The sequence below is a fragment of the Bermanella marisrubri genome (genome assembly GCF_012295615.1).
Classification (GTDB): Bacteria; Pseudomonadota; Gammaproteobacteria; order Pseudomonadales; family Oceanobacteraceae; genus Bermanella; species Bermanella marisrubri.
Window position 1 is genome coordinate 211,795 of sequence record NZ_CP051183.1, and the last position, 13,813, is coordinate 225,607.

The following is a 13,813-nucleotide window of genomic DNA, read 5'->3' on the forward strand; positions in this document are numbered from 1 at the left end:
CGTTGCTAATAAATGGCTACTTAAAAAGTATAGACAGGGTCTGCGTAAATGCTTGCTCGCAAAAGCGGAACTGTGCCATGGCGTGGCTGGGCTTAACATGGGATACTTTGCGACGCTCAATAGGGAGCCGTATTAGAAATAAGGAAATCTAAGTATCATGGAACAACTATTCGATCTTATTCTTTCAATCGAAGTCTTTCTCTTAGTATTAGGGATTGTGGTGCTGAAAAGCAGCATCAAATTTGTGCCTCAAAACCAAGCTTGGCTTATCGAGCGCTTTGGTAAGTATCTGAGCACCAAAGAAGCGGGTTTAAACTTCATTGTACCGTTTATTGACCGTATCGCTGCCGAGCGTAGTCTCAAAGAGCAGGCAGTTGATGTGCCTAGCCAGTCTGCTATCACAAAAGACAACATTACCTTGTCCGTCGATGGTGTTTTGTACTTTCGTGTGCTTGATCCCTATAAAGCGACATATGGTGTAGACGATTACGTGTTTGCTGTAACGCAATTGGCGCAAACTACGATGCGTAGTGAACTCGGTAAAATGGAGTTGGATAAAACCTTCGAAGAGCGGAATCTATTAAATACCAGTATTGTTACATCTATTAACGAGGCATCAGAGCCTTGGGGTATTCAAGTATTGCGCTACGAAATTAAAGATATCATCCCGCCTAAGTCTGTTATGGATGCAATGGAAGCACAGATGAAAGCCGAGCGTGTTAAGCGTGCTCAAATTCTGGAATCAGAGGGTGATCGCCAAGCGGCAATCAATGTGGCGGAAGGTCAAAAACAAGCACAGGTATTGGCCGCTGAGGCTGATAAGGCAGAGCAAGTATTGCGTGCAGAAGGTGAAGCGAAAGCCATTATTGCCGTTGCTGATGCCCAAGCAGAAGCGTTGCGTAAAGTGGGTGAAGCTGCTGATACTCAAGAAGGTCAAAAAGCGATTCAGCTAGATCTAGCAACTAAAGCTATTGAAGCTAAGCAGGCCATTGCCAAAGAGAGCTCGGTTGTACTGTTGCCAGAAAACAACACAGATGCCAGTAGTTTAGTAGCATCGTCTATGTCGATCATCAACAGCATCAATCAACAGCAAAAGGCATAATTGTTATGGGCTTTCTCGAGAATATTGCGCAAAGTTTAGTAATCAGCGGTCTATTGATTCTAATCATCGATGCTATGGCGTTGGGATTCGCTACGTTTATCCTGACGTTTTTCGGGGTGGCCCTGATGCTTACCGGTTTGCTCATGTATATCGACATCATTCCACAAACTTGGAATGCCGCACTTTGGTCCGCTGCCATTATCACACCAATTGTCGGTGTGATATTGTGGAAACCATTAAAGCGTTTGCAAAATCAAGTAAGCAAAGAGCCAGTGAACTCTGACTTTGCCGAGATTGAGTTTGAATTAGAGGAAGATGTGGATAGTAAAGGCCTAACCCTTTATCGCTATTCGGGCGTGGACTGGAAGCTAAAAAGCCAACAGCCCATTGCTAAAGGAAAACTGGTGCGTGTGGTCAAAAAAGACGTGGGCGCCATGTGGGTAGAAGCGGTAGAGTGAGCTAGTCTATGACTGGAACCTCAATAGCAGGAATGTGTTAATCCACAGCGATTATGTCTCGCTGAGGATAGAATTGTAATCCTCGGTATTGGCTGCCTTCATAGCTTCTCACAGTAAAACCAATATCTTTGTAAAGCTCGTTCAAACTGCCTTGGTAATGCGTTAGATTATTGATCTCTTGTGTGGGGAAGTTGGGTAAACCAGAGAAATTAATCAACGGCAAGACCAGTGACGCTTCGTCGCTGTTCACATGTGTATCCACTGAGAGATGCACATAAGTACTTTGGTTTGTAGCACGGTCGTATTGGTCGTATGAAAGCAATAGAGTGGCTGTATCTAGGCCTTCAATCATGATTTTAGGATTGTTCAATGAAAGTGTTGCAGCGTTCACATCCACTGTTAGGTTTTCTTTATTCAATTCGTATTCTGGCATATTGACTTCTAAGCCTTGACCTGGCGTTTTCGTGTGTCTGACATAGGAAGCACCGTTGCTAGTAAAATTAAAGACTTCAAGATATTGACCCTCTGCAATGTCGTCTGGGCCTAGGTCGAGATAGATACCGCTTGCATAAGGGGTTAAAGAAATGAGTTCTTGACGATTTTTCACGGCATAGAATACGTTGTATCTATCGGCATCACTTGCAGTAAGCGGTAAAACGTCGACTTGGTCTTCCTGTGTGAAATAAACGCTTTTAGATGGGAGAGTACTTTCAAGCAACTGAGCATCTATCACTTCTTTTTTAAAGTAACCGATTTGGTTAGTCTTATCATAGGCTAGGACTAATAATTCTAATTCATTTGTTTCACTATTTTTTATGATTTGCTGTTCAAAGAGGTCGATCGTCTTTTGATCGTTATCAATCTGGATATAGGTATATTCGCTCTCTTGATCGCATAATGTTGTAGTCAAGCCTTCCAGTTGATCCAAGTCTTCCGGTAGATGAGAAAAAGAGCTGTAGTCGACCTCATAATCGTTCTGCGTTTTACAAACATGAACAAATTCATCGCCGGTTTTTATTGTCAACGAATCTTGGGTGATTTGTTGCCATTCACTGCCTTTATTAACCGCGGCATAATAGGTTTGACTTAGATCCAGTGTCACTTCATTGTTAACGGGTGGTTCGATTACCTTGTCATCATCCGTGTCGTCTGCATCATCATCGTTGCTTTTATCATCGTCGTTCTGACTATCATCATTGTGATTTTCTTGATTTTGACGATCATCACCAATATTTTTATCGACTTGATTTCTATCGTCACTTCCACAGCCACTCATAAAAACCAGTGCCGTAATTAGGATTAACAACTTACTAATGTTTAACATATTCATATTCCCTATGATCGCTTAATAAATAGGTTTAGGTTCAATAATGATGGTTTCGACGCGACTTGCTGGTATGTAAATAGATTCTCTACCAACAGAACCATACTCTACCCACCATTCATTGACGTATTCTGCACTTAAATGAAGGTTTGCAGCATCAAAGTCAGGTTGTGAATAAGGGTCGATAGTGATTTTGTCATTGGGAAAGTTTGGTAGGCTAGAGAAGTCCAATAAATCAAAGTTGATTACTCCTGCGTGTTCATCCGCATAGAAATAAAACCTAACGTTATCTTTTATGTATGAAAGCTCGTAAAATGCGCCAATAAAACCATCGGGAGAATAGGAGGGTGCATTAATGGTGGCAGAGCTTGTATTTGTATCAACATTTAAGTCATTGATATAAAAGATAGGTTCTTCTAATTCGAAGCTATTGGCTTGATAGCTAGGCTTTTCACTGATAAGTCGACGAATGGCATGTTCTTCAATCCCTCGAATAGACCACTCTTCTTTAAATTTGCTTGCCGAGGTCTGCCAAGACATCGGGGGCTCAACAGTGATATCCCATGAGGCATCCGTATTATGCTGTTCAAAGTTTAAAAGCAAATTATTTGTTGGTGAAATGTGATAAACAGCGTAACCCCAAGCGTCCGCCAATGGTATTTTATGATGTGAAGTTTTTTGTGAATAGGTTGTGTCTCTGAAGTCGACTTCTAGTTTTGAGCTATTGTCGTATTCGTCAATTTTGAGCGTTCGCTTATAAGCATAGGCTTGGTCTTGCTCTTGGTCGTAGCCGATCGCAACATAGTCGACCTCATTATGATTGTCATCATACATAAAGAAATCTTGTTGATGCTTTAGTACTACACCATCTGATACATTTTCAGTATTTAAAAAGAAGTCTTGTTTAGGAGCGGGGCAGAGCTGATAGTTGTATCCGTTTGTTTCGTTATAGGATGTTTCTTCTGATATTACCTTATAGCGAGTAGTGTCAGGATCATAGACAGATTTACTTTGGCAAACATAAACAATATGCAAATAACCATCTTCCATGACATGCTCACTTTGACTCATTTCGTGCCAAGTACCATCTTCGTCTTTTGATGCAAAATAGACCGCATTTGTCGAATCAATGACCAGTGAGCTGTTGTCGTTTTGATCTACATTGGGTGTTGGATTGTTATCATTGTCTGACTCATCACTGCTACCGCAGGCGGTCAAAAGGGAGGCAGCTAGAGGAAATACCAGCTGTTTGAGGCTGAATCGCTTCATCATCTATCCTTAGAAATTTTGTCCATTAATTAAGCAGGCGCATTCTACCTAGGCTTATAAAATAGGTAAATAGCTAAGGATTGCTACGGCGTATTATTTCACCATTACCTGATATTCAATCTGAAAACCCGGTGTGTTGTTGTCATACGTTGGCTTGAATGTACCGGGTAAGTTTAATCGAAAGTGCGTCACGTTCTCATCGTATCCCTCAGTGTCTGGCGTCGGCACATAATTAAAGTTTAAGCCGTTATCATTGCTGAATGCGATACTATCGCTTGTGCTGTTTAAACTATTAAAGACGTAACTTAAGCCACTGGTTGATAAACCGATACCGTCTGTAAATATGATTGGGCTGCTGCCGCTCAGACCATTTACGAACATCTTATTTTGTGAGTCGATTGCTTGAGTTAATTGTGTACTGCCTAAATCGGTACTGATATTTCCCGGATTTTGAATATCAAGTTTATAACGGACTTCTGCATTAGGAATGGCTTTGGGTTGATTGGTGCCATTGATAGGATCATTGAGCACGATAATATCAGAAGTGATTTGTAAATCTGGATTACCGGCACAGTGATAATAAACATTGCTTGGAATGATTTGATAATTATTGCCAGTGTTCCAATATAAGGCGTATGCGTCTTGTCCGGTGTATTCTTGCAAACGGAATTCAACAGAGTTAAAACCTTGAGAAAGCCTCGTTTCTGCACCATTGTTTCTTGGTCCGTTATTCGCACCATGAAGTCCATACCAAGAAGTGACGATATTACCGTTAACCTGAGCCTCTACGGCATCATCACCATCGATAGCAAAGCGTCTATTTCGATTCCTATCTAGGTAAATGTAACCGTCAATAATCAGTAGCCATTGATCATTGGATCCTGTATCAAAAACATTACCATCATTACTGCTACCTTTATTAATGTCGTTAATAATGGTTTGGCCCATTAAGTTTTGCATGTTAGCACGAGCATCAACTAAAGCTTGCATCTGTGATGTATTGTTGATGCGCCCTGCGCGATTCGAATATGTATGGCCGTTGATATCGAAGAACCTTGCCAACAGTCCAGGTTGTGGATTGGAGCAAGCAGCGGGATTGGTGCCGCCATCTAAAACGGATATGGAAATCGTGCGAGTATTATTGCTCGAGTCGATTTCAAAGCGGCTACCATTCACTTGTGCCGATACAACCCCATTACTAACGGCAGTATTTGCTGACAGCGTTAATACTAAAGCGCTTGATGTATTTTGAATGTTATCCAAGCTTTTATTGTAGTCACACACTACTGGTGAGCTACCAGCACAACTCCAGTCCATACCACTATTACTGATGAAAGAAATTTCTGATGGTAATGAAATGGTTAATTGTGTTGGAGCGGGTGCGATATCCGTCGAAGCGCTATTATTTCGAACATTAAAACTGAGGGTATTAGTGCTGCCTTGTGTCCATGTTTGTGTTGATGCATTGCTTGTTAGTGTTTCCATATCGGTACCGCAAACATTGTGCGCACCGAAGACTATTGTGGGTTCAACAACAGGACAGGCACGTGAACGGATATCAATATTAGACGTAGAAAAGGTCTGCCAATTACTGCCAGGCTTTTTAAATTGAACGGTTATGCCACCGTCACAACACCCTTCGGCACCAATGACTTCTAACTTATGGTATCCGGGCGTTAAAGTTTCGGCCCCTGCAAGTGTCTCGCCTGTGTTTGCCCAATTATTGGCCCACCATAAGTCGTCCATCCATTTTTCGTCGAGTGCAGCATTATTAACATAGAGTCCGCCGCCGCCGCCAAAGTCAGCGCCATAACGAAATTCCCATGTCCCACTTTCGCCTGCTTTTACCTCGAAGAAGGTTTCACTGTAAGCAATGAAATTGTTGGCTGCACCAAAAGTTGAACTGTTATTAATACCAGTAAAGTCGGTAATAAAGGTGCAACCATAGCCATTGATATTGTCACTGCTCGAATCAAAGGCATTCATTGCTTCTGATTTAGAATCTGGATCAGCATTACTGTTGCGAGTGTGAAATTTAATGCCCGGTTCAGTAAAAGTGAAAGGCACATTGGCTCTCGGCGTTGCGCTTTGATTCCCGTAATACAAATAAATAGTTCGATTGCTATTGGCAGCAAGTGTAGGGAAGCGCACCCAAACGGTAGCGGTCTCTGTAACCTGATTCCAAGACTCAATCCAAAACTCTAATTCTGTGGAGTCATTGCTATCGAATACACGTAAGTCAAAACCATTATTTGTCCAGCTATATTGGTCGTTAAGTAAAGCTCCAGTGACCGTCATTTTAACTTGGTAGTCCGTGAGAACAGTGCCGCTATTTTCTTGAATGGTGACAGTCGTTCTGAATGGCCAATCGCATGACTGACGGGCGTGGCTTGATAGGCTAAATATAAAAGCCAGAAGAAAACAAACTAATCCGTTTATAGTTGAACGCAGCACTTTAAGCTCTTGTTTATTTTTCTAATCTAAAAGTGTGAGGCAGTATACATTTTCTATGGCAAAGGTTAAGAAATAATCATACATAATACGGCTCATACTTAATTCTGAGTGCCTCTGGAGAACCATTGGCGTTGATGCATAAGGATGTGCGGCGAGAGTGAAACCGTGCGCCCTATATTCTTATTTATAACATTATTGGCAGTCATTCTGCCCACAGATGCTAGCCCTCAAATAAAACTTTCCCGCAATGGAGTGTGCCACGCCTTAACGGGTCCAATGCAAAGTCCCTATTATGATCGAGTCAAACGCTATCAAGCATTCGCGTCTTTAGAGGCCTGTCTAAATGCTGGTGGACGTCTTCCGAAAGAGTTGCAGCCTAATTCTTCGCATCGTGAATCAGTACCTAGCCTTTCCAAAGCTGACGCGTACAGTCGCAAACACTTCGGTCATGGTTGGGATGATGAGGATGGTGATTGTCAAAACACTCGTCATGAAATACTGATTCGTCGCTCAACGGTGACGCCAGTGCTTAATGAGAATGGTTGCAGGGCGGTTCATGGGCGCTGGATTTCGCCATTTACGGGGAATGTATTAAGTAACGCGCAAGAGGTGGATATTGATCATGTCGTGCCGCTCAAATGGGCTTGGGATCATGGCGCCCGCAAATGGACGAGAGATAAGCGTGAACAATTTGCTAATGACCCTGTGAATTTAATCGCAGTGGAAAGAAGCCTAAACCGCCAGAAAGGAGCCAGTGGACCAACACAATGGTTGCCGCCGAAGAATCAGTGTCAGTATGTGGCTCGTTTTGTAAGAGTACTGCATATCTATGATTTACCAGTTGGCTCATCACTAAAAGCCTTGAAACTGCGATGCTCTGCAATGAACTAATTCTCGACCTTTGAGCAATCGTGTCTTTGTGATAATTAAAGCTTTTGCTCTATGTTTTGGCGGTAGTTGAACAAATATTAGTCACTTTTATCAGTGGCTAATATTATCTATAAGAAATACTGATCAATACCCCAAAAGCCTTATATAGCAAGGGGTTACGTCCAATTGCATGGCGTGATTCACCCTAATGCTCTGGTGTCAATATTGCTCTAAATGCCTAACGCATGTATAAAACGCCCGTTTGAATTTCCTTGATGATTAAATTTTATCCAAAAATCATCTCTGGTGAGCGGGAAGGTAGATGGCGACTAAAGAAATCGATGTATTACTAGTGGGCGGCGGCGTGATGAGCGCTACCTTGGGTACGCTTTTAAATAAGCTAGATCCGTCTTTGCGTTTAACTATGGTTGAGCGATTAGATCATGTTGCACACGAAAGTACGGATGGCTGGAATAACGCCGGTACTGGCCACGCGGGTTATTGTGAGCTGAACTACACACCGCAAGATGATAAGGGCAATGTTGCCATCGATCGCGCTCTAACCATCAACGCGAATTTTGAAATCTCCCTTCAGCTATGGAGCAAGCTCATTGCTTCAGGCGATTTACCTGCTCCAGAAAACTTCATTAACCCAACCCCACATATCAGTTTTGTTTGGGGCGAAGAAAACGTAGCCTTCTTACGTCAGCGTTGGGAAAAGTTAAGCGCTCACCACTTGTTTAAAGATATGGAATACAGCGAAGACCATGAAACCCTTCGCAAGTGGATGCCATTGGTTATGGAAAAGCGCAAGCCACAAGACAAGGTTGCGGCTACGCGTGTTGCATATGGTAGCGATGTAGATTTTGGTTCGTTAACGCGCAATCTCGTTTCAAGTTTAGATAAGCAAGATAACTTTGAACTGTTATTAAGTCATGAAGTTTCAGACCTTTTGCAGAAAGACGATGGCCGTTGGAGCGTACGCCTAAAGGATCGTAACTCAGGTAAAACCAAAACCGTTAAAGCCAAGTTTGTTTTCCTTGGTGCCGGTGGTGGTGCGTTACCGCTTCTGCAAAAATCCGATATCGAAGAAAGTAAAGGCTATGGTGGCTTCCCAGTTTCAGGGCAATGGCTCGTTTGCCAAGACGAAGAAACCATCAAACAGCATCACGCCAAAGTGTATGGTAAAGCGGCTATTGGTGCGCCGCCAATGTCCGTGCCTCACTTAGATACTCGCATTATCAATGGTAAGCCAGCTTTATTATTTGGCCCTTATGCAGGATTTACCACTAAGTTCCTTAAAGCGGGTTCGAAATTTGATTTATTAAAATCCGTTCGCCGCAACAACCTCATGCCAATGATGGATGTGGGTGTAAACAATATGGACTTAACCAAATATCTAATTGGTGAAGTTATGCAGTCTCACGAAGATCGTATGACGGCGTTACGCGATTATTTCCCACAAGCGTCATCTGAAAAATGGACATTGGCACAAGCCGGTCAACGGGTACAGATCATCAAGAAAGACGGTACAGGTCGCGGCAAATTAGAATTTGGTACCGAACTGGTAGCCGCGAAAGACGGTTCATTGGCTGCGCTTTTAGGTGCATCACCTGGTGCATCAGTGGCGGCACAAGCCATGATCGAAGTATTAGAAAAATGCATGGCCGACAAATTAAACGACGGCTGGCAAGAGCGCTTAAAGCAGTGGATTCCATCGTACGGCGAATCCTTGGTCGACAACGCAGCGTTATTAGAAAGCGTTCGTCCAGATGTATTGAAAGCTTTGAAGCTCGATCAACAAAATTAATATTTACTTACTTTTAAACTAAAAACTGGGAGTTGTTCACTATGTTAATTGGTGTACCTAAGGAAATATATCCTGGGGAAACCCGAGTAGCGCTGATTCCAACAGGAATTCAAGAACTACTAAACGCGGGTTTCGACGTGATCGTTGAACAAGATGCCGGGGAAGGCGCACATTTCAGTGATGAAGAGTACCGTACGTGCGGTGCAAGCATTGCCCCCAATGCCAAGTCTTTATACGAGCAAGCAGACATCGTTATTAAAGTGCGTCAACCACTTGAAGACGAAGTTGAGTTGATCAAAGAAGGCACGACTCTTATTTGTATGTTGGATGCATGGTTTAACCTTCCGCTTGTACAAAAATTGGCAGAGCGCAAGATCCGTTCTTTCGCATTGGAATTCATTCCTCGTACCACTCGTGCACAAAGCATGGACGTATTGAGTTCAATGGGTGCCATCAGCGGTTACCGTTCAGTACTAACAGGTGCAATGGAGCTTCCACAGTACTTCCCAATGCTTATGACAGCCGCGGGTACTATTCACCCTGCGAAAGTATTCATCATTGGTGCTGGTGTTGCGGGTCTAATGGCTATTTCTACTGCACGTCGTCTTGGTGCGGTGGTAGAAGCATACGACACCCGTACTGAAGTACGTGAGCAGGTTGAGTCTCTTGGTGCGAAATTCGTTGAGTTTGATCTAGAAACAGAAGAAGGCACAAACTCTGGCGGATACGCTACTGAGAAATCTGAAGAGTTTTATCGCAAGCAGCGTGAACAAATGCAGCAAAAAGTATCGCAAGCGGATCTTGTGATTACTACCGCAGCGATTCCTGGCAAGCAGTCTCCACGTTTGATCACTAAAGAAATGCTGCACTACATGAAAAAAGGTTCCGTTATTGTTGATCTTGCAGCAGAGCGTGGCGGTAACGTTGAAGGCACAGTTGCTGGCCATAAAGAATACATTGATGGCGTGACCATCATTGGTTACACCGACCATCCAGGTCGTGTACCTGTACACGCTTCACAGCTTCTAACCAAAAACGTTTCTACTTTCCTATTAAACATGGCTGCCGAAGGCGAGCTAAACATTGATATGGAAGATGACATCGTTGCCGCTACTTTGGTTACTGAAGACGGCGAAGTAAAACATGAGGGCTTAAAAGCCCAGCTTGAGCAGGAGTAAGATCATGGAAATGTTTATTATGACATTGACCATTTTCGTACTGGCGATCTTCGTCGGTGTGGAAGTGATTAACAAAGTTCCACCTACGCTACACACGCCACTAATGAGTGGTACCAACGCGATCTCAGGTATCGTTGTTGTGGGTGCCATCATCAGTTCAGGCGCAAGCGAACACACCACAGTGCTTTCAACTGTATTAGGTGTAGGCGCAATTACTCTAGCCACGATCAACATTGTTGCCGGTTTTATGGTAACCGACCGCATGTTGAACATGTTTAAAAAGAAATAAGGTAGCGGAACACAATGGAAACTTTGATTAACCTAGGTTATCTAATTGCTGCCGTGCTATTTATTCTCGGCATCAAAGGTATGACATCGCCTAAAACTGCAGTACGCGGTAACCAGATGTCAGCAACAGGTATGCTTATCGCTGTGGTTTCAGCACTACTAGACCACAACGTTGTTAGCTTCGAATACATCATTATTGGCCTACTACTTGGTGGCACGATCGGTTTCATCATGGCTAAGCGTGTTGCCATGACCGGCATGCCAGAAATGGTAGCAACGCTTAACGGTATCGGTGGTGGTGCCTCACTATTAGTAGCCGCAGCCAACTATCTTGAAAGCCAAAAGCTTGCCGAAATGGGTCAGTTCACACCAACTTATGATTGGTCGCTAGCGGTTATCCTGTCGATTCTAATCGGTGCAGTGACACTAACCGGTTCTTTCATCGCTGTGGGTAAACTAAAAGGCAGTATCGGCGATTCAAATAAAGTGCGTCTATACAAGTGGATCGTTAAACTTTGCTTCGCTACCCTGATTGCCGGTGCGGTTTACTTCACCATGTACAACCCACTTCAAGCAGATCTTCTAATCATTGGTTTGATTGTTGTGTGTTTGATTCTTGGTATCTGCCTGGTTATGCCAATCGGCGGTGCCGACATGCCAGTGGTGGTTGCACTTCTAAACTCTTACTCAGGTTTGGCCGGTGCAGCAGCAGGTTTTGTATTGGGCAACAATGGTTTGATCATCACAGGTTCTTTGGTGGGTGCTTCCGGTATCATCCTAACCAGCATCATGTGTAAAGCTATGAACCGCTCATTAACCAATGTATTGTTCGGTGGTTCAATGTCTGAGCAGAGCGGTGTAAGCCGTTCAGAAAACGACGCTTTCTACGAAGGCAAAGTGAAGTACTCAAGCCCAGACGAACTAGCCATGTTGCTAGACGGTGCACAAAAAGTTGTATTCGTTCCTGGTTATGGTCTTGCGGTAGCACAAGCCCAGCACGCAACACGTGAACTAGCGAATATGCTTGAGAAGAATGGTTGTGACGTTAAATACGCGATCCACCCAGTAGCGGGTCGTATGCCTGGTCACATGAACGTTCTTCTTGCAGAAGCAGAGGTACCATATGATCAATTGGTAGAAATGGATGCCATCAACCCTGAGTTCTCTCAGACGGATGTGGCAATCGTATTAGGCGCAAACGACGTTGTTAACCCAGCGGCGGCTGACGATCCAAACTCTCCAATTTACGGTATGCCTATTCTTGATGTACACCACGCGAAAACCGTGGTTAACGTTAAGCGTAGTTTGTCACCAGGTTTTGCTGGCATTCCAAACGGATTGTTTACCCGTGACAACTCACTAATGGTGAAAGGCGATGCGAAAGACGTATTGCAAGAAACCATTAGTGCACTGAAAGAGCTATAATCAATTCGTAGATCGATCAGACAAAAGGAAAGAAAGCCCGCTGATGAAAATCAGCGGGCTTTTTTTATGAAGAGCCTAAATATGCGCAATAATAAGATTAAAGTATTATTTACCGGAGCAAATGTTTTGCCTACCTTCATTGGCTTTTGATTTAGAGGATTAAAGGTGAACAGTAACACTCTTTTGGCAGGTCTATTGTTGGTCGGTGCCATAATTTTTATTTTCGAAGAAGAATTGACGGCAATTAAAGAGAAGTCTCAACAGAATTTTCACGAGGTTCCTGAGGATGCCGCTAAACTAGAAAACAGTGACAGTGACGTTACCGTACGTACTGATATTGTTCGTAAGTTTGAGTCTGAAGGAAAGTATGGTCTGGTTGATTCTTCTGGCATCGTTATTGTGTCTCCAAAATACGAGAAAATAACACAGTTTTACGAAGGAGAACTCGCAATAGTAACCTATAATTACGAAGAAAACGGTGTTACTAAGCAACGGCAAGGCCTTGTAAACAAGAAAGGTGAAGAAGTAGTCACTCCAAATAAGTTTAACATCAAATACATACCGGAAATTAAACTATTTAAGATTAGTCACCATCATTACCGAGAGAACAAGCAGCTTACGAGTCTATATTCAATTGATGAGGGATTACTTGATGATGCTGTTTTCCAGAAAATTGAGAAATTCAATGATGGTTTTGCGGTTGTCTATGAGAATGGAAAATATGGCTTAATAGATAGTAAGGGAAAAATAATACTACCAACGGTATACAAGCGTGTATTTGAACCATCGGATGGCTTAATCACAGCGTGGACAGAGGATGAAACGCTATTCTTCAATCTTGACGGAAGTATAGCGATTCCAGCCATGGCTCATCTGGCAATGCCATTCAAACATGGTGTTTCTGTTGCTCGAAGTAAATGGAGCAGTAGCTCTAGAAGTTATAATGCTCTTATGGACAAGACCGGAAAACTACTGACAGATTATATTTTTAACAAAGTAGAGTTTTTTCAACATAGCGAGGATTCTCCAGTACTTGCGTTTACAAGTGTAAAAAGAGAGGTCCATACAGGAGTGATAGACCTTAAGGGGAATTGGGTTATAGAGCCACAATTTAGAGATATTGAATTAGATCGAGATGGGTTTTACAAGGTCACACATTTCTTTTTCTTAAAAGATGAGGACCGTATGACGAAAAGATTCAAATATATAGCCGATCAAGAAGGGAAGCTCTACGCGGAAATTGGTGTTAAAAACCCGAGTGAAGAAAAACCAGAAGCGATTGGTTTGATTGGCATTATTGATAGCAGTCGAAATATTATTGCTGAGCCTATTTACGATGATGTTAGGCCTTTCTCTCACGACTTGATAACGATTAAAAAGAATGGGAGATGGGGTGTTGTAAATAATCGAAACGAAGTAGTTGTTGAGCCAATTTTTGATAGGCTCGAAATTCCATTTAATGATTTAGCGTTTGTTTTAAAGGGGAAACATTGGGGAGTGTACGATTTTAAGAAAGCTAGATTAGTAACAGAGGCTAAATATGAAGAAATTAAGCCAGTTTCTAGTAAAGTGATGAAAGGGAAAGTAGGTGGGAAATGGGAATCTATCTCTTTGTAATGTAGTAAAAATGAAAAA

The 13,813-nt window shown here is 42.8% G+C and carries 11 protein-coding genes; 8 read left to right on the forward strand and 3 right to left on the reverse strand.

Annotation, left to right across the window (positions count from 1 at the left end; genetic code table 11):
* Positions 1–157: 157 nt before the first annotated feature.
* Entirely contained in the window at positions 158–1,102 is a 945-nt protein-coding gene (locus HF888_RS00990) for an SPFH domain-containing protein (RefSeq protein WP_007018051.1), read from the forward strand.
* Between the two features lie 5 nt (positions 1,103–1,107).
* Positions 1,108–1,560, forward strand: a complete 453-nt coding sequence (locus tag HF888_RS00995; protein WP_007018050.1) for an NfeD family protein — start codon at positions 1,108–1,110, stop codon at positions 1,558–1,560.
* 37 nt (positions 1,561–1,597) lie between these two features.
* On the opposite strand, the gene HF888_RS01000 is transcribed toward HF888_RS00995, so the two are convergent.
* The 3 genes from HF888_RS01000 to HF888_RS01010 form a co-directional block, all read right to left on the reverse strand.
* Complete coding sequence (locus HF888_RS01000; protein ID WP_007018049.1) at positions 1,598–2,884, reverse strand: hypothetical protein; 1,287 nt, start codon at positions 2,882–2,884, stop codon at positions 1,598–1,600.
* Positions 2,885–2,905: 21 nt separating this feature from the next.
* On the reverse strand, positions 2,906–4,153 hold the full coding sequence (locus HF888_RS01005; RefSeq protein WP_007018048.1) for a hypothetical protein: 1,248 nt from the start codon (positions 4,151–4,153) through the stop codon (positions 2,906–2,908).
* A gap of 93 nt (positions 4,154–4,246) precedes the next feature.
* A complete protein-coding gene (locus tag HF888_RS01010) occupies positions 4,247–6,607 on the reverse strand; it encodes a CCXG family PEP-CTERM protein (protein WP_133308477.1) in 2,361 nt (786 codons plus the stop codon).
* A 165-nt stretch (positions 6,608–6,772) separates the two neighbouring features.
* On the opposite strand from HF888_RS01010, the gene HF888_RS01015 reads away from it, so the two are divergent.
* The 6 genes from HF888_RS01015 to HF888_RS01040 all read left to right on the forward strand — a co-directional run bounded on the left by HF888_RS01015 (position 6,773) and on the right by HF888_RS01040 (position 13,795).
* Positions 6,773–7,498 carry an HNH endonuclease family protein gene (locus HF888_RS01015; protein WP_207798124.1) on the forward strand — a complete coding sequence of 242 codons (726 nt, stop codon included), beginning with the start codon at positions 6,773–6,775 and terminating at the stop codon, positions 7,496–7,498.
* 301 nt (positions 7,499–7,799) lie between these two features.
* Entirely contained in the window at positions 7,800–9,287 is a 1,488-nt protein-coding gene (gene mqo, locus HF888_RS01020; protein ID WP_007018045.1) for a malate dehydrogenase (quinone), read from the forward strand.
* 41 nt (positions 9,288–9,328) lie between these two features.
* On the forward strand, positions 9,329–10,465 hold the full coding sequence (locus tag HF888_RS01025) for a Re/Si-specific NAD(P)(+) transhydrogenase subunit alpha (RefSeq protein ID WP_007018044.1): 1,137 nt from the start codon (positions 9,329–9,331) through the stop codon (positions 10,463–10,465).
* 4 nt (positions 10,466–10,469) lie between these two features.
* Positions 10,470–10,754, forward strand: coding sequence for an NAD(P) transhydrogenase subunit alpha part 2 (locus tag HF888_RS01030; protein ID WP_007018043.1), 285 nt, complete (start codon positions 10,470–10,472; stop codon positions 10,752–10,754).
* A 14-nt stretch (positions 10,755–10,768) separates the two neighbouring features.
* On the forward strand, positions 10,769–12,178 hold the full coding sequence (locus HF888_RS01035) for an NAD(P)(+) transhydrogenase (Re/Si-specific) subunit beta (protein ID WP_007018042.1): 1,410 nt from the start codon (positions 10,769–10,771) through the stop codon (positions 12,176–12,178).
* A gap of 165 nt (positions 12,179–12,343) precedes the next feature.
* On the forward strand, positions 12,344–13,795 hold the full coding sequence (locus tag HF888_RS01040; RefSeq protein WP_007018041.1) for a WG repeat-containing protein: 1,452 nt from the start codon (positions 12,344–12,346) through the stop codon (positions 13,793–13,795).
* Positions 13,796–13,813: the final 18 nt, after the last annotated feature.